At 46.8% G+C, this 21900-nt stretch carries 18 protein-coding genes; 5 read left to right on the top strand and 13 right to left on the bottom strand.

What is annotated here, in order from left to right:
- Window positions 1-63: 63 nt before the first annotated feature.
- The 4 genes from KO501_RS07980 to KO501_RS07995 are packed head-to-tail and all read right to left on the bottom strand — an operon-like array spanning window position 64 to window position 3659.
- Complete coding sequence (locus tag KO501_RS07980; RefSeq protein ID WP_216029130.1) at window positions 64-858, bottom strand: ABC transporter permease; 795 nt, start codon at window positions 856-858, stop codon at window positions 64-66.
- Complete coding sequence (locus KO501_RS07985) at window positions 855-1589, bottom strand: ATP-binding cassette domain-containing protein (protein WP_216029131.1); 735 nt, start codon at window positions 1587-1589, stop codon at window positions 855-857. Before KO501_RS07985 ends, KO501_RS07980 begins: the two co-directional genes overlap by 4 nt.
- Window positions 1586-2542: a YVTN family beta-propeller repeat protein gene (locus tag KO501_RS07990; protein WP_216029132.1), complete on the bottom strand. Its 957-nt coding sequence runs from the start codon at window positions 2540-2542 to the stop codon at window positions 1586-1588. The genes KO501_RS07985 and KO501_RS07990 overlap by 4 nt, the downstream gene beginning before the upstream one ends.
- A 4-nt stretch (window positions 2543-2546) precedes the next feature.
- Window positions 2547-3659, bottom strand: coding sequence for an ABC transporter substrate-binding protein (locus tag KO501_RS07995; RefSeq protein ID WP_216029133.1), 1113 nt, complete (start codon window positions 3657-3659; stop codon window positions 2547-2549).
- A gap of 356 nt (window positions 3660-4015) precedes the next feature.
- Between KO501_RS07995 and pedF the strand changes: the two genes are divergently transcribed.
- The 4 genes from pedF to KO501_RS08015 all read left to right on the top strand — a co-directional run bounded on the left by pedF (window position 4016) and on the right by KO501_RS08015 (window position 9624).
- Window positions 4016-4462, top strand: a complete 447-nt coding sequence (gene pedF / locus KO501_RS08000) for a cytochrome c-550 PedF (RefSeq protein WP_216029134.1) — start codon at window positions 4016-4018, stop codon at window positions 4460-4462.
- Window positions 4463-4467: 5 nt separating this feature from the next.
- Window positions 4468-5352 carry a transporter substrate-binding domain-containing protein gene (locus KO501_RS08005; RefSeq protein ID WP_216029135.1) on the top strand — a complete coding sequence of 295 codons (885 nt, stop codon included), beginning with the start codon at window positions 4468-4470 and terminating at the stop codon, window positions 5350-5352.
- 290 nt (window positions 5353-5642) lie between these two features.
- On the top strand, window positions 5643-7409 hold the full coding sequence (locus KO501_RS08010; protein ID WP_216029136.1) for a PQQ-dependent methanol/ethanol family dehydrogenase: 1767 nt from the start codon (window positions 5643-5645) through the stop codon (window positions 7407-7409).
- Between the two features lie 103 nt (window positions 7410-7512).
- Window positions 7513-9624, top strand: coding sequence for a NosR/NirI family protein (locus tag KO501_RS08015; protein WP_216029137.1), 2112 nt, complete (start codon window positions 7513-7515; stop codon window positions 9622-9624).
- A 9-nt stretch (window positions 9625-9633) separates the two neighbouring features.
- Here KO501_RS08015 and KO501_RS08020 read toward each other — a convergent pair whose 3' ends face one another.
- The 9 genes from KO501_RS08020 to KO501_RS08060 form a co-directional block, all read right to left on the bottom strand.
- Window positions 9634-10107 carry an NYN domain-containing protein gene (locus KO501_RS08020; protein ID WP_216029138.1) on the bottom strand — a complete coding sequence of 158 codons (474 nt, stop codon included), beginning with the start codon at window positions 10105-10107 and terminating at the stop codon, window positions 9634-9636.
- A 51-nt stretch (window positions 10108-10158) separates the two neighbouring features.
- The gene (locus KO501_RS08025; protein WP_216029139.1) at window positions 10159-11439 is read right to left on the bottom strand and encodes a HAMP domain-containing sensor histidine kinase; all 1281 of its coding nucleotides are present in this window, start codon (window positions 11437-11439) and stop codon (window positions 10159-10161) included.
- A gap of 2 nt (window positions 11440-11441) precedes the next feature.
- The gene (locus tag KO501_RS08030; protein ID WP_216029140.1) at window positions 11442-12113 is read right to left on the bottom strand and encodes a response regulator transcription factor; all 672 of its coding nucleotides are present in this window, start codon (window positions 12111-12113) and stop codon (window positions 11442-11444) included.
- Window positions 12091-15252 (bottom strand): efflux RND transporter permease subunit, encoded by a 3162-nt coding sequence (locus KO501_RS08035; protein ID WP_216029141.1) that lies wholly within the window; start codon window positions 15250-15252, stop codon window positions 12091-12093. Before KO501_RS08035 ends, KO501_RS08030 begins: the two co-directional genes overlap by 23 nt.
- Window positions 15239-16576: an efflux RND transporter periplasmic adaptor subunit gene (locus KO501_RS08040; RefSeq protein ID WP_216029142.1), complete on the bottom strand. Its 1338-nt coding sequence runs from the start codon at window positions 16574-16576 to the stop codon at window positions 15239-15241. Before KO501_RS08040 ends, KO501_RS08035 begins: the two co-directional genes overlap by 14 nt.
- Window positions 16573-17934 (bottom strand): TolC family protein, encoded by a 1362-nt coding sequence (locus tag KO501_RS08045; RefSeq protein ID WP_216029143.1) that lies wholly within the window; start codon window positions 17932-17934, stop codon window positions 16573-16575. The genes KO501_RS08040 and KO501_RS08045 overlap by 4 nt, the downstream gene beginning before the upstream one ends.
- Window positions 17935-18090: 156 nt before the next feature.
- Window positions 18091-19146, bottom strand: coding sequence for a 5'-methylthioadenosine/S-adenosylhomocysteine nucleosidase (locus KO501_RS08050; RefSeq protein ID WP_252728263.1), 1056 nt, complete (start codon window positions 19144-19146; stop codon window positions 18091-18093).
- A 177-nt stretch (window positions 19147-19323) separates the two neighbouring features.
- Entirely contained in the window at window positions 19324-20151 is an 828-nt protein-coding gene (locus KO501_RS08055; protein WP_216029144.1) for a DUF4198 domain-containing protein, read from the bottom strand.
- Window positions 20152-20154: 3 nt separating this feature from the next.
- Window positions 20155-20700 (bottom strand): DUF2271 domain-containing protein, encoded by a 546-nt coding sequence (locus KO501_RS08060; protein WP_216029145.1) that lies wholly within the window; start codon window positions 20698-20700, stop codon window positions 20155-20157.
- 272 nt (window positions 20701-20972) lie between these two features.
- Between KO501_RS08060 and KO501_RS08065 the strand changes: the two genes are divergently transcribed.
- Window positions 20973-21857 carry a LysR family transcriptional regulator gene (locus KO501_RS08065; RefSeq protein WP_216029146.1) on the top strand — a complete coding sequence of 295 codons (885 nt, stop codon included), beginning with the start codon at window positions 20973-20975 and terminating at the stop codon, window positions 21855-21857.
- Window positions 21858-21900: the final 43 nt, after the last annotated feature.

The following is a 21900-nucleotide window of genomic DNA, read 5'->3' on the forward strand; positions in this document are numbered from 1 at the left end:
TTGTTAAATTATAATTAATAGTATTCAATTCCTACTGCTTGTGTCGAGCACGAATTGTTACTTTCATCGGCCCGCTTTTCGGTTATGCATTCCCCGTTTCGGATCATAGCCATAAATTGCAGCACCACAGAATACTACAGCAGTTAGTAACGTTATAACAAATGCCATCACATTGACCTGCTCGTACAACGCAAAACGAATAAGCTCTACGCCATGTGTAAAAGGATTATATTGGGCAATGTAGTACAAAATGGTATTCGATTCTTTTAACTTCCAAAGTGGATACAAGGCAGAGGAAAGAAAGAACATGGGGAACACCACAAAATTCATCACCCCAGCAAAATTTTCTAACTGGCGAATAAACGAAGAAAGAAGCAACCCTAAAGCCCCTACCATAATCGCAGTAACAAAGAGCATTGGCGCAGCGAAAAGGTAGCCTAACAAACTCATCTGAATGTCAAAAAACCAGGCCAAAGCGAAAAAGGCATACACTTGCAGTAATGAAATTAACGCACCGGCCACCAATTTACTCACCAGTAAAAATGGTCGGGGTAAGGGGCTGGTCAGCAGCACTTTCATACTTCCCATTTCACGGTCATAGACCATGGATAACGAGCTTTGCATGCCGTTAAACAATAAGATTATGCCGGCCAAGCCAGGAACAATATACACATCGTAAGTAATATAAGTGCTGTACGGCGGAATAATGGCAATGCCTAATGCGGCTCTAAATCCTGCGGCAAAGACCACCAGCCATAATAACGGCCTGACCAACGCACTTACCAACCGGGCTTTTTGGTGCCAGAAACGACGCAGCTCTCTTGTGACAATACCGCAAAAAGCCATCCAATATTTCATTGGGCATCTCCCGCAATAAGTTGTCGATATAGTGTTTTTACATCATTAAACTGATGAGTTAGCAGTGCAGAAGCACACGGTGCATCAAGCAAGATCTTGCCATTGTGTAGTAAAATAAGGTGATCATCAGTTTGAATTTCATCCACCAAATGGGTGGATGAAAGCACGGTAATACGGCGCTCTTTGCATAGATAACGAATATGCTCATTAATACTGTCGCGGGTGGGCATATCTAACCCTACACTGGCCTCATCCAATAACAAAATAGCCGGGTCATGAAGTAACGCTCGGGCAATTTCAACCCGTCGACGATGCCCACCATTAAGGTTACGAATTTTTTCGTGCTGCTTTTGTTCAAGGCTAAATCGCACGAGTTCTCGGGCAATATTTTGTTCCGCTACCTTCGATGAAAGGCCATGTAAACTGGCATGATATTGCAAGTTTTGTCGTACGGTAAGATCGGTATCTAAGGTACTTTGTTGAAACACTATCCCCATCGAGGCAAGGGCTTTTCGAGGTGCAGATTTTATATCGTAGCCATTCACGGATATGTCACCATCGTTAGCACTAAGCAACTGGCTTAGTAGGCTAAACAAGGTGCTTTTCCCTGCCCCATTGGGTCCTAGCAAACCGTAAAATTTGCCTTTCTCCAATTGTAAGGATACGTCCTTTAACACCTTATGCTTCTGATAGGCATAACTTAAGGATGTAACCTGTAATGCCAAGCTCATGGTTTCACCGCCACACCCCAAGGATAACGGCCAACTTTTAAGGTTTTGATGACTTTAAGTTTATCTACATCGATAACCGATACATCGCCACTCACCCCATTGGTGGTAAGTAAGCGAGTTTGATTATCCGCAAAGGCCAGCTGCCAAACCCGTCGTCCCACCAGCAAGTAATCGAGCACCTCGAAGGTGTTGGCATCGACCACGGCCACGTGATTGGCAGGCCCTAAGGCAACAAAGGCGTATTTACCGTCGGCGGTGAGTTTCACCCCCACCGGTTGAATTTTATCTCGGTGAACGCCGGGGATCTTAAAGCGAATGGTATGGCTAATTTGGCGAGTCGCGACGTCAATAACCGATACGGTACCGCCAATTTCCGAAGACGCCCACAGGCTTTTTCCATCATCGGTGAATTCCACATGCCGTGGACGTTGATCCACCAACGTATTGTCTACTAGGGTTTGAGTGGAGGCATCTATCCAATGCAGCATATTGGTGGTTTCGGAGGTATTGATTACCCATTTGCCGTCAGGACTAGCGGCCATGCCTTCAGGTTCGACCCCAACATCAATTTGAGCAATAACGTCTCGCTTCTCTGTATCCACCACCGTTACCACCGCATCATCTTCGTTGGCAATATACAAATGACGATTATTCGGATGCAGCGCAAACTGTTCCGGATCTTCTCCAGAAGGCAAGTTATGAATAATTTGATGGGTGTTAACATCCATCACCTGCACCGCATCAGAGTTACTGGCGCAAATGTACAAATAACGAAAATCTTGACTAAAAATGATCCCCCGTGGGCGCATGCCCACGTCGATGGTATCGGTTACTTTTAGGGTTTCAGTATTAATAACAGAGATCGTGTCATCTTTTTCATTGGTGACATACGCGGTATCGGCTAGCACGCCGTTACTGATGAGTAATGATAAAGCCAACAACCGTTTTTTCATTTCTTTACTCCTTTACCATGCGGCATGTCACTTCCGGTTTGTCGTAGCCAAGGGTGTCTAAATCAGTGACCGGGTGAAGAAACCCTTGTTGGGGAGACTGAGAAACCAATCCATGGGCGTGCGCCAAGGGAATCGGCTGTCTTAGCTGACCATTCCACTTTCTAAACGTGAGTTTGCGGCCTTTAAATGCGGCTAATTCGAATTTATCCCCTGTCAGGTAGTCATACACCCGGTTAGGATCGCTTTCACCAGTGCGGGTTACCCCTTCGGCAATGGCCCGCACCGCTAACCAACCATTGTAATCATCGGCGGTCATGGCACGGCCATAGGCGTCATAAAACCGATTTTGCAACTGCACTGCACCCCATTGCTCTATGGCAGGGTGCCAAGCCACCGCCGTGAGACCTTGGGTACCTACCACCGGACGGGGCAACCAGGTGTTATAGGGCAAATAAAACCCAAACTGATTGTCTGTATCGGCCACCAGTACCACGTCATAATCATCCCCTTGGGTGAAACCCGGTACTTCTTGTTGTGCACTGCGTCGTAAATCCGTGTCGAAAGTCCAGGTTTTACGCTCAACGATTTTCGTACCAAAACGTTTTGATGCCCGTTCGAAGGCTGCTGCCATGGCTTTATCTGAGGCGCTTTGTCCTAGCACCAGAAACCACTTGCGCCAGCGCTTTGCTAGCAAAAATTGTCCTAAGGCATCCCCCAACATGGCGTAGCTAGGGGCGGTGTGTAGTAGCCGGGCCCGACACTGAGTTTGCCGCCATTTATCTGACTGATTGGTGGCATTAATCATCAACATCGAAGAGGTCTCAGGCGAAGATAACAACAACTGCAAGACATCATCAGACACGTCTAGCACCAATACACCCTGGTTGCCTTTAAGCCAACTAAGGGTGGCCGCTACCAGATCAGCAGGTTGGGCGTGTTCTATCACCGTTAAATCGAAGTGATGTTTAAGAAAGCGGCCGGTGGTGTTGCTATCTTCTATGCCGAGTTTGGCCCCCGCCACACCATTATTTTGCGGTAACTGAAATACAGACAAAGACACCACTGACTCATCAGATACTTGTTTTATATAGGCAATAGGGATCTGTAAATCAGCCATGACCGGGCCTGACAGACAAAGAGAGCAGAACAAGGTAAGCCTAGCCACACGTCTGCTTTTTACAAAGTTTAATGTGTGTTTTAAGCCTGCTGTCGCCTTTTTATATAGTTGGTGGGCGAACATATCAGCGTTCCTATACTGGAAAATCTATACTGCATACTAGTCTATGCCCCCTTCATTATGAATGAGCACAAAGGATGAAAGGTTTACTACCTTAGTACAATTGGCCTCCATCTGTATATCCAATACCGTTTAAAACGTGCCTGGTTGTGTCGCTAATACAACATAAACCCACTGAAGTTGTCCGCCACTTCTAACCAGCATGGAAACACTTTGACAACTTTTGGAGATGCATCATGAAAAATTTTTCAATTATTATGCGAAGTATGCTCACCGCAATCCTCGCTTTTTCTGCCAGTCATGTATTGGCTCACGGAGACGTCACACCGCAGGCCGTTGATACTAGCGCGCTGCCTCAACTCGGGGAAGAATGGAAAGCCACAAACCCGTTCACAGGTAACGAACTGGCTATAAAAATTGGTGATTCTGCATACAATCAAAACTGTGCACGCTGTCACGGATTAGAAGTGATTTCAGGTGGTATTACACCAGACCTTCGCAAACTCAATGACGAAAACGAATTCTTTAGCCCCGAAGAAGCCGATGAATGGTTCTTAATGCGTATTCGCCACGGCGCGGTAATCGATGGGCGGGTATATATGCCTCCCTTTGAAGGTATTTTAAGCCAAGAAGCAATGTGGGCCATTAAGTCCTACATTGAGACTCGCGGCACGCCGGAGTAACGCCTATGGCTCGCTTATTTCGTTGCTGGATAACGGGCCTCGCGCTGACTGCCATTTTGGCTTTCAGCGCTTTTTCCGTTATGGCGAGAAGTTTCGATGACATCATCGAATCTGGGTATATGACCATTGCGGTGTATAACAATTTTCCACCCTATTCGTTTATTGAAAACGATACTCCCACAGGCATTGATATTGATGTGGCAACGGAGGTTGCCAAAGAACTGGGCGTTGAACCGCGATGGATGTGGATCAATGCTGATGAAAATTTAGAAGATGACTTACGTCAAGCCATATGGAAAGGACACATTATTACCCGCAAAAAAGCGGATGTAATGATGCGAGTGCCCTACGACCGTAAATTCAGTTATGCCATGGACGGTTACGGCTTACCCCGTAACGAAATGGTTGTCATGTTTGGCCCGTACCATACAGAACAATGGGCATTACTGCGCAATACTGACAAAACGGACAAGATCGAAACACTGGCCATTTTTCAATATGAAAAAATTGCCATTGAATTAGATTCTCTACCCGACTTTTTCTTAAGCGCCACGTTAAACGGCAGGTTACGAAATAAGATTGTCCACACCCCAACAACCTTTGATGCCGTGGACTTATTTAATAAAGGTGAGGTAGCCGCTGTGGCCGGCATGCGCAGTCAGCTGGAGTGGGCAGTACCACCCCGTGCTAATTACACCATTAACACTGTCGGTTTGGCTTCTATGAGCATTAAATCTTGGGATATTGGCATGGCCGTGAAACAGGATTACCGCCAACTGGCCTACGCCATCGAAGGGATCACCGAACCCATGATCAAAGATGGCCGGATGAAAGCCATATTTGATCGTTATTCCGTTTCTTACCTGCTACCAGATCTCTACAAAGAATAATCTGACCGTGCAACTAAACACGCTAATTTCGGCGTGTTTAGCCTCTTATTAGTTCCAAAAACAACGGGGTATTACTACCAAGGGATTAAAAATGATAATCCAAGGTTGAATGGTTGTTAAAAAAACATTAGCTAATACTGACACTGTCGTCGTCCGTGATGTTCTATGCCTACAACAATACGCACCGGGAGACGGAACGAACACCAATCAAATCGAATGTGTCGTTTTGATTGCGTTTTGAGAACACAAAGATGTTTCTCAAGCACCTGTTGAACCACTGGAGAATTCTTATGAAAAGTCGAACAGTTTCAAGCCATCTGATTAGCACGGCTATCGGTTTGGCCTTGTCGCTAAGTGCGCTTGGAAATGCACAGGCTGCGGGCGTCACTGACAAGGACATCCTCAATGATCAAGCCACTACCTCAGATATCTTGACCTATGGCCTTGGCCCCCGAGGACAACGCTACAGCCCACTGGATATGCTAAACACCAAAAATGTGAAAAAAATGCACCCGGTATGGGCCTTTTCCTTAGGAGGAGAAAAGCAACGGGGACAAGAATCACAACCCCTTGTTCATGATGGCGTTATGTTCGTCACTGGATCCTATTCCCGTATTTACGCCATTGACGTAAAAACCGGTGATGAGTTATGGCAATACGAAGCACGCTTACCCGACGGCATCATGCCTTGTTGTGATGTTATCAACCGCGGCGCAGCGCTTTATGATGACTTGGTGATCTTCGGTACGTTGGACGCGATTTTGGTGGCCCTCGATCAAAAAACCGGAAAGGTAAAATGGCGTAAGAAAATGGGCGATTACAAAGCAGGGTATTCTTTTACCGCTGCGCCCATGATTGTTAAAGGCAAAGTCATCACCGGTATCTCCGGCGGTGAATTCGGTATTGTGGGCAAGGTAGAAGCCCGAGATGCGAAAACCGGTGAACTGGTATGGACCCGTCCTACCGTTGAAGGCCATATGGGCTACTTAAACGGTAAGGAAAACGGCATTACTGGCGGCGAAGCCAACAAAACCTGGCCGGGTGATTTGTGGAAGACCGGTGGCGCGGCTACTTGGCTTGGCGGTACCTATGATCCAGACCAAGACCTGATCCTAATGGGAACGGGTAACCCATCGCCTTGGAACTCTCATTTACGTCCTGGTGACAACTTATATTCAGCATCGCGTCTTGCCATCGACCCAGATACCGGAAAAATTGTGTGGCATTTCCAAACCACACCACATGACGGCTGGGACTTTGACGGTGTAAACGAACTGATTTCTTTCGACTACAAAGAGGGCAGCAAAACGGTCAAAGCAGCAGCGACCGCCGACCGTAATGGTTTCTTCTATGTGTTAAATCGAGAGAACGGTGAATTCATACGGGGCTTCCCTTTTATCAAAAACATCACCTGGGCAAAGGGATTAGATGAAAAAGGACGTCCTATCGTTAACGAAGACAGCCGCCCAGGCAACCCTGCTGACTCGGAAGACGGCAAAAAAGGTAAAACCGTATTCTCTGTTCCTTCATTCCTAGGCGGAAAAAACTGGATGCCCATGGCATACAGCCAAGATACCGAATTGTTCTACGTTCCCTCTAACGAGTGGGGTATGGATATTTGGAATGAGCCCGTTAGCTACAAAAAAGGCGCGGCGTATTTAGGTTCCGGATTCACCATAAAATCCATCTTCGAAGACCACATTGGCTCATTAAAAGCAGTGGATCCGAAGACCGGAAAAGTGGTTTGGGAATATAAAAACAATGCGCCGCTTTGGGGTGGAGTGCTCACCACTGCCGGTAACCTTGTTTTCACCGGTACACCTGAAGGCTACTTGTTAGGCTTCGACGCGAAGACTGGCGAAATTGTTTATAAATTTAATACAGGTTCAGGCATTGTTGGCTCTCCCGTCACCTGGGAGATGGATGGCGAACAATACCTAAGTGTGCTCTCTGGTTGGGGTGGCGCTGTTCCATTGTGGGGAGGCGAAGTCGCTTCACGGATCAAAGACATCAACCAAGGCGGTACCGTCTGGACCTTCAAGTTACCTCGCTCTTAACGTGAGGATCGTGACAGGGTTTAGGTCCCAACCTCCTGTCACGATTTTTTTATTCTCTGGGTCAGCGCGGACCTAATGCCGGCCCTTTTTTGAGGATGTAACCATGGGATTTATGCACTTTACTTTTTTACGGGTATTCCCCCTTGTCTTTGCGGGGCTGTTTGTAACCGCGGTGTTCGCAGAAGAAAGTAAAGTGGATGATTCGCTAATTTTTTCTATTTTCCCCAAAGCCACTGTTATTGGCGAAAAACAAACAGATTTGCCCGTACAACCCATCTACCAGTTACAAGAATTGTTAGGGTATGTCTTTCAAAGTAACGATTTAGTGAACTTACCTGGCTTTTCGGGGGATCGGGTAAATTTGCTCATTGGCATTGATATTCATGGCGAAATTAAGGGCATTCGCATTCTTTCCCATCACGAACCCATCTTCCTTCATGGATTAGGCCCTGAACCATTAGACCGATTTATTAAACAGTATAAAGGCATCAATGTTGGACAACGTGTCATTGTCGATTCTGCCGCAAAAAACAACCTTGATGACAACACCACTGTACATGTAGATGGTGTAACAAAAGCCACGGTTTCCGTCATTATTATTAACGATACCGTGTTACTTTCATCGCTACAGGTGGCACGGGGATTACTTTCAGGCTTTGCTTCATCGCCCTTAGCCACGGCCAAAGACACCTTTACACCAAAGTCGTTTGAAACCCTTGTTAACGAAGGCTTGGTGCGACGCTGGGAAATGTCTCGTGACACCTTCGAGGCCGGTTTAGGGGGCAATCTGGAAAACTTCCCCTACGACACCTTTCAACTGGCCCAAGGAAATGACTTTACCTTGTATTATGCGTATTTAAATGCGCCAACCATCGGCAAAAACTTACTGGGGCAGGCTGAATACCAACGTTTAATGGATATTCTCAAACCCAACGAGCAAGCTTTTTTACTGATGTATGATGGCTTTTTCAATTACTTAGAGCCTGATTTTAAACCCGGCACCGTGGCAAACCGAATATCATTTAGCCAAGATGATTTGCCCTTTCCTATGCGGGATTTGAACTTTTATAGTTACGCCAAACAAGTTCTCGCCGCTAAGGTGCCGGTGAAAAACAACCTACAAATATTTGTGGTCAATACTCAGTCGGGTTTTAACCCGGGTGAAACCATGACCTTGAATTTGAATATCGATGTTCCACGAAACCATCTGATCCGCAGTCAAATGCACCTAACCGATGACTATCAATTGCCTGCTGAGCTATTCGACTTTGCCGAACCGGTGGAAAACATGGCCACTAAACCAGCGTGGATGCGGATCTGGGAAAACCGCATCGTGGATATATGCGTGTTAGTTTTTAGTCTTATTGTCGTCACTTTTATTTTTATCTTTCAGCACAAACTATCTGCAAACCAAACCCTGTTTCGTTACGTTCGCTGGGGCTTTTTAACTTATACCCTGATTTTTATTGGCTGGTTATGGCAAGGGCAATTATCCATCGTCAATATTTATCCCATTTTACAAAGCCTCACTAAAGGGTTTGATATACAAGTCTATTTGATGGATCCCATCCTCTTTATTTTGTGGAGCTACGTATTCATTAGTTTGTTTATTGTAGGGCGAGGCATATTTTGCGGCTGGCTGTGCCCCTTCGGCGCGCTTCAGGAAATGGTGGGTTGGATCGCCAAAAAATGCCGCATACGGCAAAAGAAAATCCCTTACCACATTCACAGCAAGTTATGGTGGATAAAATACGCCATTCTTGGAGGACTGGTTATCACCTCGTTCATGTCATTGCGGGTAGCTGAAGTTGCCTCGGAAGTCGAGCCATTTAAAACCGCCATCACCTTACAGTTTGTGCGTTACTGGCCCTTTGTTATTTATGCCGTCGGGCTGCTGGCTGCGGGCTTGTGGGTGAACAAATTCTATTGCCGTTATGTGTGCCCACTAGGCGCTGGCTTAGCCATTGTGGGTTATTTTCATGCTGGTGAATGGCTTACCCGCCGACAAGCCTGCGGTAACCCTTGTACCCTTTGTCATCACAAATGCGACATTAAAGCCATTACCCCTAAAGGGGAAATAAACTACAACGAATGCGTGCAATGCTTAGAGTGTATTGTGTATTACAACAATGACGATTTATGCCCACCGTTGAAAAAGGCCAAACGTAAAAAGCCTTCCCAACAAGAGGGCGTTATTTTGCATCACCCAGCTTAAAAATTATTGTTACAACAGCAAGTTATCTCGTATGGGGATAAAGCGGCTGGCAGAGCGAATTAAACTGTCTGCGGTAAGCTTTTCAACCCCGTAAACCTCCACCTCACAACCATGTAATTGTTGTGCTCTTTGTACTAACAAATCAAAATCACCGTCGCCAGACACTAATACGATAATGTCCGATACAGCGGCCGCTTCCATCACATCTAAGGTGATCCCCACATCCCAATCGCCTTTCGCTGAACCATCGGCCCGTTGAATGAAGGGTTTTAATTTCACGTCAAACCCAATGGCACGTAGAATATTTTGAAACTGCTTTTGTTTTTCATCGTTGCGGTCAATGGCGTAAGCAGAAGCATTAAGCACCTGCCGCTCCATAGTGGCCATGGCCCAAAACCGATTGTAATCGAAGTGGCGTTTAAAACCGCTTCTTACGGTGTAATACACATTTTGCACATCAACAAACAGGCTGACTGTTTTCACACTTTTCGCCACGTTAACTAAAAGTCAGTGCAACACTATAGCACAGCAGGTTTACTCAGAAGCTTGCAATACAATTTTCACTTGGCAGCCTGTAGCGGTAAACGCTTGCTGATAACCCCAACCCAGTTTCTTTGTAATTCGGTGCACCAGCTGCAAGCCTAAACCATAACCCGAGTGCTCATTATCGGTAGGGGTGTCATCGTCACCTAGCTCATCGTCATTGATAATACGGATTTCCGTGCCCGATTGGATTATCTGCACGCTACCTTGCTGCGTATGCTGGAAGGCATTGCGTATTAAGTTGCCAAGCACGATTCGAGTCGCCGTCGCTGGTAATGAGATTTCGGTGTTATCGGTATCTATGTTTATTGTCACCTGTTTACCGGTAAGCAAGTACCCAAGTTCATCCACCAATTCCGTTAGTAGGGCGCCCGGCTGTATGGTTTTGCTGATCAGATTATCGGTGTCGTTTCTTCCTAACCATAATAAGGTTTCGGTGAGATTTGTCATGGTATGAGAAGCATGTTCAATACGTCTGATGGCATTGCCCCCCATCCCCGGCCCTTTCTCTTGAAATTTATGCAGTAATTCGACGCTAGAGCGTATTACTGCAATGGGTGTGCGTAACTCATGGCTTGCATGGCTAACAAACTCACGCTCTCGGGTAAGGGTTTTGCGGACATCCTGTAAACTCGCATGAACAATCTCCGCCAATTCATTAAGTTCCTGATACTTAAAATTAGGGGTGGGTTTACTCAACGTATTTTCATCTAACGTTTTGGCCCATTGCCGTAATCGTTCTACCGGTCTTGAAACGGAACGCATCAACACTAACAGCAACAATGAAAATGTCACAAGGACACCTAAGCCAATTAACAACGACCAGCCTTCGTGGGACATCATATACCTTGAGTCCCCTGCCCGTTTAGTGCGAGAAAAGACCTGGGCAATATATTTACGCTCATTGGTATCGCGGTCAACGATGGACAACACAAACACCGCCCGCTTGGGACGAAGAAAAATAAAGTCGCGCTCGATATACTTTTCCAGTTTAAACGGCTGTAGCTGATTCGGGTCGAAGTGCCGGGTGACTTCATCAGGAAAATCGTTCCAATCGCCCACGATAGTAAAGGTGAGTATGTTTACCGGGTTGCCAGCCTTAACCGCTACATCTTCGGCCGTATGGAGCATGGTGCCTCGCATCATGCCATCCATCCCTTCAAAGAAATTGTTCATTGCCAGTAACGAAAAGCCCACCGTCATCGATGTCCCCACGACAAACAGGGCAGCAATGACATATCGACGAAGACTTAAGCTAAAGGCGCGAACCATAATTATTCCTGCTCTATTACGAGTTTAAACCCTTGCTTTGACAGCGCCACCACATCCACACCACACTCTCGGCCTAAGCCTTTACGCACATTGTGAATATGAACTTTCAAACTGTTGCTATCTGGCACTTCCTCTCCCCAAATGGCTTCTGATAACGCATCCCGGCTAACTGGAGAAGGGTAAGCTCGCATCAACTGTTCAAGGATCACCCGAGCCGTGGGGCTAATTTTTACGGGTAGGTCGTGCAGTTTCAGCACTCCCCCTTTCACATCCATTTGCAAAGGCCCACAACATAACTGGCGAACCTGTCCGCTACGCCGAGTCGATAAAGCTTGTACTCTCGCCACTAATTCAGCCATGGCAAAGGGCTTTACCAAATAATCATCGGCACCGTTGGCAAACCCGGCGAGTTTATCATCAAGCCGATCTCGGGCAGTGAGCATGATCACCGGCGTGTCATTACCTTCGGCGCGAATACGTTCACACACAGACAACCCATCTAACCGCGGCAGATTAATATCTAAAATTACCACGGCATAGCGGTTTTGCGACAAGAATGTCAGCGCCGCCACGCCATTGCTGGCGTGGTCACAGGTATATTCTTCCAAGGACAAATAATCGATGATATTGCCTGCAAGGTCCAAGTCATCTTCAACCAGCAGTAATGTGGTCATCTTCCCCTCCAGTCTGCCGAAGCACCCTTCTAAGACCTTTTTTCAGTAATGATTTGATATCTTCATTAATGAGAATGAGCGCGGGTATAAGTAGTAAGGTAATCACAGTAGCGAACAAAATACCATACCCCAAAGAAGCCGCGGCGGGGATCAGAAACTGTGCCTGCTTGGAGGTTTCACCTAAAATGGGATACAAACCCACAAAGGTGGTTACCGAGGTAAGCAATACCGCCCGTAAACGACTGCCACAAGATTCCACAATGGACTCCACAACCTCGCCCCCCTGTCGACGTAATTCATTATAGCGAGAAACCAGCAACAAGGAGTCATTCACCACCACCCCGCTCAATGCCAGGATGCCGTTCAGAGAAAGGATACTCAGCATTAAGCCATTACTCCAATGCCCAAGTATGGCTCCCACGATACCAAAAGGGATCGCGGTCATAATAATCAGGGGCTGTATATAGGATTTAAGCGGAATGGCCAACAATGCATAGATAGCAATAAGGGCCAATATAAACACCGTTTCCATCGAGCTTTGAGTTTCAGCTTGTTGTTCGGCTTCGCCAGCAAAATACATTGAAAGATCAGAATAATTACGTGACAACTTAGGCACTAATTGTTCATTCAATTTCGCCACCAACTCGGTAGAAGTAATAACATCGCTGTCTACTGATGCGGTCACTGTAATGGCCCGTAAACCATCAATGCGCACCACTTCTTTTTGCTGGGTATCAGGAATGATTCGAGCCACAACATCAAGGGGAACCACCGTACCGTCGTCTAACCGAACCCGTGCGTTAAGAATATCTGCAGGATTTGAGCGCGATTCTTCTGGGTAACGAATTCGTACTTTCACTTCGTTTTTGTTACGTAAGTAACGCTGAACGATTTCACCACCAAAAGCCCGCAACAGTTGTTTAGATAAACTCAACGTGTCCATACCTAACGCCCGTCCTTGAGGAGTAAGCTCAAAACGCAGCATGGCCTCTCCCGGTGTTAGCGAACTTTCAACGCTATACACGCCATCAATATTATTTAGCGCTTCGGTGAAGGCCGCTTCTGCGGCTTCTAGCGTGTCGTCGCTGATACTTTTTAATTCCACATTAAAAGCGTCCACCATTTCACGGCGCGACTGTATCTTTAATTGTTTAACCCCTTCCGGCGAGCCCGCAAGCTCACGCCAGGTGTTGGCCAACTCATCAAGGGAGTAAGGCATGTCTTCGGCCAAGGCAACAGTTAGACTACCACTTTGATCGCCAGAACCGGTTACCTGCAAACTGCCAATACCCGTGCCCTCTTTGCCCACTTTTTCCATCAGTTGCTGGTCCGCTTCATTAAGCGTAGTTTCTAAACGCTCTAAGTTTTTCGCGGTCTGACCAAAACTAGCATCGCTTTGCAACGATAGGGTTGCCGATACAGTATCGCCTTGCATGCTTGGGAAGAATCCTACTCGGACCATACCATTTAGTGGCATACCAATAACTAAAACAAACAAAGCAACAAAGAGCATGACGGCCCCGTAGCGATAGCGAATCGCTTTACGTAAGGCTGGCTGATAAATGCGTAAATTAAAGCCCATTAGGCCTCTGTCGGCTCCGCGCTGTACTTTCCCCCACAGGTCGGCAAGCCCTTTTTTCGGTTTACGATGAGTAGGTAAATGGGCTAGGTGAGAAGGTAATATTAGCTTGGATTCCACCACCGATAACAACAAGCAGATAGTCACCACGGTACCAAACTGAGAATACAACTTACCTAGGTTACCCTCCACATTAGACAGTGCAAAGAAGGTCGCCACAGTGGTAAATACACCAAATAACGTGGGTACCGCCACCCGCAGTGTCCCTCTTACGGTATTGTTCAGTGTGTCGCCGTATCGCTGTCGTGTGGCATAGACGCTTTCCCCCACCACAACGGCGTCATCCACCACGATCCCCAGCGCCATAATGAAGCCAAAGGTAGTCATTTCATTGATGGTAAGGCCGGCAAAATTGTCGGTCATGAAAAACAGCGTACCGAAGAAAATAAACGGTAAACCCGCTGCCACCCAAAAAGCCACTCGCACATTTAAAAAGATGGCGAGGGTAATAAATACCAAGATGATCCCAGAAACCGCATTTTTGGTTAACAGTGCCAAGCGGTCCGTGATCAAAGTGCTGCGATCGTACCAGGTCTCAAGTTCAACGCCTTGGGGTAACAACCCCCGTTCATGCCATGAATCCACGACTTCCTGGGCCTGTTCCACCATGTTTACCACATCGCCATTTTCATCCATGAGAATTTCAATACCATAGCCGTTAACCCCATTGTATCTGGACAAGGTATAGCTATCGTCGGCAAACATATCCGTTACCACCGCAACATCACCCACGGTAAGGTAAGTCCCGTTATCATTGGCAAGCAACGGAATATTGGCAAAATCCTGCTTGTAATAAGCTTGCTCTGAGGCCTTAAGTCGAATGACTTTTTCCTCATTACGTAAACTGGTGGTTAACGCCGTCGCCGATTCATCGTTGATTACATCGGCAATGTCTGAAAAAGATAGGCCATACGCTTGCAGTTTGGCTTCATCAATTTCGATAGACATCATAGGATCAGTGAAGTTAGGTGTACTCACATCCCGGATGCCATCTTTTGCTAACAGTTCTCGTTCTAGCTGCCGTCCCAATTGTTGCAAGGTACCATGGTCCGTATCACCATAAAGCTCGACCCAAATCACATGATCCTGCCGGCGGCCTTTGGAAATAATTGGATTTTCAGCATCAGACGGAAAATTATAGATACTGTCGACTTCGTTTTTCACATCCGCCATCAAGGTATCTAAATCGTAGTCGCTTTCTTTTTCAATTTGTACGTTACTGCCGCTGGCGGTAGAGGTAGAAGTAATACGTTTAATACCCGGTACGGCTTCCAGCGCATTTTCAATATTGATGGCAATGCCTTCTTCGGCTTGCACCGCATCACCACTATCGTAGGTCATGGAAATATTAATGAAGCGTGGGTCCAAACTCGGGAACGCTTCTTTGCGCAGTTCCCCTAACGACGCAATCCCCACCACAATCATGGCCAGCATCAGCAAATTTGCAGCAACGGAATTGCGGGCAAACCAACCGATGATGCCGTTTTTATCGGTCTCCATCGAAGCTCTCCTCAATTGGCAACACCGCCATGTTAACCATGTAACTGCTTAGAGGACGGGCAACAATTTTCACGTTGTCCATATCTTCAACTGGCAAAATATACGCATTGCCATTTTTCATAAACAACACATCTGGGGTAAAGTTATCCAGCGTATTGTCATCGCGCACAAACCAGACTTCTTGCTGCTGCGAAATTGCCGATGACGGAATTTGCCAAACATCATCCCAGGTTTTACCGGCAATGGTTGCAGTCACATAAGTACCGAAATAAAGCGGGGCGGTTTGGTCCAATGGCTTTTCTATCTGCACGATGGCATTGCGCTGACGAGACGCCGTATCAAGGTGTTGCTCTATGCGCTGAACCACACCATGCCAGATATGCGTATTGTCCATATCTGAAAGGGTCACCGCCCAAGGAGAGGTGTTTAAGGTTTCAGCAGGTTTGAGGTTTTGCCATTGACTGGCAGAAAGCGGAATAGCAATTTCAGCGATGTCAGTGGAATATAGACTTGCCACGTCATCTCCGGCTTGTACAAAACTACCAGGTTGCACAGAACGACTTACCACTAAGCTGTTAAAAGGCACGGTGATTTGCGTAAAACCTAGATCCCGCTGTGCCTGTGCTAACGCACGTTCGGCTTCGGCTAAGGTGGCTTGAGCTGCCGCCAATTGTGGACCGCGTAACACCAGTTCAGAAGCGGGCTCACCATCTAGACCAGAGCGCTGCCATTCTGACATGGCCTGTTGACCTTGAAGACGTTCTTCTTCTAACGCCACTTTCGCGTCTTCTAAGTCTGCTTGCGCTTCTGCCACAGCTTGTAGGTAATCGGTATTATCAATCTCTGCCAAGGCTTCATCTGCTAAAAATCTTGCCCCTGTGACAAAATGAGTATCCAACGACTGAATACGACCAGAAACCAATGCTGATAAGGTCAACTCAAACTGCGGGCTAACCTCACCGTAACCGGTCACTAAGGCTTGGTGGGATTTTTTCACCACCGACACCACGCCGATTTCCGGCACCGAAGAGGTACTCGTTGAAGACTGAGTTTTGGCAGAATCTCTGGAGGCCGTGGCGCTACTCTCTGATGGTCTCTGCCGAGTTGCATCGTCTCCAGAACGTTCTCTTTCCGGCCGTTCGCCGCCTTGATGATTACCGGCGGGGCGATCTCCTGAAGGTCTTTGCCCGGCGGGTCTATCGCCACCTGGCATCCTGCCCATTGGTCCTTCATCGGACGTATTGCCGCCGACGAGATACACAGCTAACACAATAGCGATAGCAGAAAGACAAGTAATAAGAATAGTTTTTCGTTGCTGACTCATGAGGAAACTCCAAGGCCGAGAGCAAGACCTAAATCGATGCGGTTTGATAATTGATTGCGTTGTAATTCCACTAGTTGGGCTTCTAGCGAATAGGTGGTTTGTGTTACCGACAAGAAATCGAGAACGTCAGCTAGGCCCTGACGGTATTGGCTCGAATAGTTGTCCTGACTGCGTTTAGCATTCTCATAAGCCTGTTGTATGTACTGCTGGCGTACCTGGTAACTGTTTTCAAGATCCAGAGTTGCCTGCACTTCTTGCACCGCGGTTAATAAGGTTTCTTGATACGCCCACCAGCTGTTTAACGTGTCGAGTTCAGCACTGGCTAGGTTTGCTCGCAACGTTCCACCTTGAAACAAGGGAGCTGTGATGCCACCAAGTAATGTCCAAACAGGATCTTTAAGTAAAGAAAGGGCCGGTGTGTCACCGCTATCGCTTATAGATCCGCTAATTGACAAAGACGGCAACAAATTTTTGTATGCCACCAATTCTGAGGACTCGTTGGACTTAATGTCATAGTAGGCGGCAATAAGATCGGGGCGGCGGGCTAAATCTTGATTAGGCAATGAAGCCAAGGGCTGCACCACGGCTGGAAAGTCAGCATCAACATAGAGATCATCCACGGTAAGACTGGTGCGCCCTAATAGCACCGCCAAGGCTCTTACCCCATTGGCCAAATTATTTTCATATTCGGCAATACTGGCTTTAGTTGAAGCGCTACTTGTGCGGGCGGTATCAAGATCATCAAGTGAGCCTAAGCCTGCCCGATACCGCTGTAAAATGACCAACTCGCTGTTTTCCAGGGCAACAAGCTTGTTCTTTTCTATCTGTAAAATCTTTTGCTCAGCAATAATATCCACATAAGCTTGCATCACGCTGGCTGCGAGGGTGGCTTGTGCATACTGAAATGTCGCCCCATAACTTTGTGTGGCAAACTCCGCCGCACTCACGCTATTACCAATTTTATTCCATACGTCCACTTCCCAACTTACATCCACAGAGGTGGTGTACTGGGTGTCAGTGTTTTTGCTTTTATCGCCGGTAAACGAAAGTGAAGCATCGGGCAAGCGGTCGGCGTTGGCCAATGTCTCAGAAATTCTGGATTGTTTTAAGGTGATAAAGGTCTGCTGTAACCCAGGGTTATTGCGCAGAGCTTCATCAATCAGGGTTTGCACCTCGGGCAAAGGCAGCAACTGTAAAAGCGTGCTTGCCTGCTCGGCGTCAGAGGATTGCTCTGCCCAAGCGACATTTTCACCTAGGTTATCTTGTACCTGTTCACTGTAATGCGGGTCGTCGTGACTCGCACAACCGCTTAAAACGACGGCCAAGGTTAATGCTATTAGCGACAATTTCGCCTTCATTTCGAGTTCTCTGATAGCGTAAATGGAAACAGTGTAAAGAAAGGAGGGTTAAGGGAAGGTTAAGACCAAAGAAAAGGTGTCAACTTTAGCCACAGCACATTCTATAATCGCAAAATAGAAAGTGTGTGGCTTAAAGGTATTATTTGTTGCGGAGGGTCAGTCGTCCTCGCGGGCCAGAGCATCAAGAACGGCAAAAAGCACATTGGCTCCTACCCGTGACACTTCTTTGTCATAGATATGTTCCACGTTCACCCCTTCTTGCCCGCCGGCTAAATCGCTCACGGCGCGAATGATCACCCAATCAATATCATTGATGGTGCAAACCTGCCCCACCGCCGCTGACTCCATTTCGGTGACTTCGGCGTCAAAGACGGTTCGCGTCCACTTCCGATAAGCACGGTTATCAAGAAACACCGAACCGGTAACGCCATTACCACCTACGGTTAATTTGGCTTTTCGTTCACCTAAAATCCGCTGTTCTGGCATGGCCATCATGGCTTTTCGAGCGGCATCCAAAAGCCTTGGGGTTGCAGAAAAATAAGGGGTATCTTCAGGTTCGTCCATACCGTCTTTAATAATCAGTACTTCATCGGGATGGATAAACTGGAAGTTTTCATATTTAGGTACGTGAGGATCAACCTGACGACGGGCAGGCTGCTCGGCGAGAAACTTAGCGTAATACTCTGGCAAAATATACTCGCCATCGTTGCTAGGATCGGGGTTGGTATAGACACTTTCATCATGATAATACCAACGTTCAGGTACAATCACATCGCCAGGTTGCCATTGGGGATTGACCGCTCCGGCAATGCCCATATACACCACCTGTTTAATAGGGAAGTAATCAAAAGCCATTTGCATGGTTAGTGCGGCATTGGCAATACTCATACCCGTGGCAAAAACCAATACCGGCTCGTCATGATACATCCCCATGCGATAGGTTACGCCTTTATAACGCACCACCTCAGTAATTTGCGCGCCTGGGTCGGCATCTATTCGCCCTAATATACCCTTCATTTCTGGGCCATAGGCCACCACAATAGCAGTGAATGGCGTGCTGTCGAAAACTTTAGGGCCATAATTAGACGAAGGATAAGACACCGAGGTGTCGGTGGTTGCCGTGCTATTAGGACTAGACGTACACCCTGCAAACGCAAAAACGCACAAACCGATAACAAGCAAGCGTTGCCAGTTAGACATCACTTTTTTCATATTTTCCCTTAGATTGTTTAGCGAAGAAATTTTACTTTATCAGTTTTTAAGTAAGGATAAACCTGAAAGCCAAAGTAAAAAGAGAAAAAGCAGAATTAAAAAAACTCGGCCACAACAATGTGGCCGAGAACAAGACAGGTTTACATCATACCGAAGGCATGAGTCTTACCAGGGGGATTAGAGTGGTAGCACTTCCATCACAAGCACGTACATACCGCGACGTTGTTGGGCAGGCGCTTTGGCTTTGTCGTCTTCATATTCAGCTTCTAACCAGTACATTCCCGGCTCATCAAAAGACACGGATATCTCACCGTTTTCATCGGCCGTTAATGTCATGGCATCATCAGTATCACGGTACTTTTCACCCTCTTTTACGATGGTCACTTTTGTACTGGATGCGGCTTCACCGTCCATGAGGAAACCTAAGCTGATGGCTTCACCCGTATATAAGTCATTGGGGTGGGTCTCACCATTCAGCTCTAGGCCATTGCCGGTGGGCTTTAATACGGTGTCAGACGGGGCTTTTGCCGTTACAAAAACGTCGATTCTACGGGCAGAATCTATCACTTGAAGGTCATCTGCATCTTTGGGGACGGCCTCATCAAATTCATCCACAGACGCGGTTTCGCCACGCCCCGGCCATCTTTTACGCTTGCCGTTTTCGTCTTTCCAGAATGCCATAATAGAACGAGAAGCAGTAAAAACTCGATACGTGCCTTCTTCTTTTAGGTTTATGTCGAACACGCTGCGATAGCGTAATTTCTGACCATGATGTTTTGTGACATCTTCACCAGAAGGGGACAACACCGTAATAGAATCTAACGACAAGGGAAAATGATCAGGGGTAAAAATACCGTTTGCTACCGCGGCATCAAAACTAATCCATTCATCATCGCCGGACACCACCGTGGTTGTCGGCTTAATCCAAGCTCGGTGTGCTAGCGCCGGCGTAGCTATTAACGAAAGTGCCACAACACCTGTGCTAATTAGACTGCGAAATTTCATATTTTAGGGCTCCAGAAGTAATTCAATTTTAGCGAGTTCGTGACTGCCTTCGGCAGTCTGATGCTGTTTAGATGATACGGGCAAGGTAACAGGGACACTTAATACCTCTCGGCCGCCTAATTCTCGGGCCGCTTCCACGTAGAGGGTATATTCACCCGGTGCTACACCGTCAAATACACCGTTTAAGTCTATCGTATGATCGCCGGGACGACGGGTGGCGCCGCTTACGCCATCAATAGGCATATCTGCACTACGGCCACTTCTACGCCACCAAAGGCGCATATCTTTCAGCCACTTTTCACCTTTGCCGTTTTCCATACCCATGTCGTACCAAACAGCAATATCCTTCACTCGCTTTTCTTTACTGTTTGCAAGCCACATTGCCACATAAGGGGCGTGGTATTCAGCCACTGACATACGAGGCAAAGAGACTGTCAATTCATCGCCTTGCGCTAACGTCACAGAAGAAAACCATGAACAAGACAGCATGGCACCCACCACAGCAACGTGTTTTGCCTGCCTTTTCAAAGACCGGGCCTCTGGTCTCATTTAAGTACTCCTTAAATTCCAATGCATTTAAAATCGCGCGCACAGCAACCTACCCATTGGATAAGTAACGCTTTCCCTTCTCTCTGTTACCCGTAGGTTATTTGTCTTAAAGTCTATCGAATTGACCGACAGAACATCGACACAAAAGCCTTTGAACCTTAATCTGAATTATTCAGTTCGCTAGGAAATGAGAATTATTTTTATTTAAGATAAACTGACTCTCCTTTTTTCTCAACTCATTTCTGCGATTTTTCTAAGGAAATTCTTTTGTTATGAATACTAAGCTTTTGCGATCCTTACAGATATTTGTCGAAGTCGCCCATACTAGTAATATGAGCATGGCTGCAAAAAACCTTCATATGACGGTTTCCGCTATTAGTCAGCAGCTGAGAAAATTAGAAATGGAAGCCGGCCTAAGCCTGTTTAACCGAAATACTCGCCATATCAGTCTTACCGAAGCCGGACAGATTTATTATCAAACCAGTATGAAGTTACTTGAAGTTGCCAGAAACGCCCAACATGCTATTGAACAATTGCAAGAATCTCCATCAGGAAAGTTAAAAATCACGGCTCCAGAAGGGTTTGGCGGTGGACTACTTAGCAAGCCGCTTAATAAATTGCTCAGTGATTACCCTAAAATTTCTGTGGCTTTGGAGTTAACAGACGACTCGGTGGATGTGATTGCCACCGGTGCCGATTTGGCTATTTCGCTGGAAAAGGTGAACGAAGCCAACCTCGAATGCAGTCATCTGGCGACATGGGATTTACTCTTATGCGTTGCTGGCGATCATCCATTGGCGAAAATCGAGAAAAATACGCCCTCGGACTTACAGGACCATACCTTTTTGAGTCATCGTGTCATGCCTAATATTACGCTGACAAAACCCAACGAAGCCAATATCACATTGGCAAAGTCTCGTATTGAAGTGAATGCGATGCAGGCGTTAATACGTTTAACCCGTGACGGCTTAGGGTATGCAGTATTACCTGAACCCGAAGTGCGAGATCTACTGAAGTCGGGAGAACTGGTCAATATCTTTGCCGAATGGAACGTACCCACTTACAGCGTTTATGCCGTCACTCCCAAACATGAAGCCATGCCAGTGAAAACCCAAGCCACTGTCAACTGTTTAAAAGAGTCGTTTTCCGTCCTGTAGCCTTTCTTTTCAAGCCCAAAGGCGGTCACTAGGACGTAGCCGC

Source organism: Alteromonas sp. C1M14 (genome assembly GCF_018860965.1).
Classification (GTDB): Bacteria; Pseudomonadota; Gammaproteobacteria; order Enterobacterales; family Alteromonadaceae; genus Alteromonas.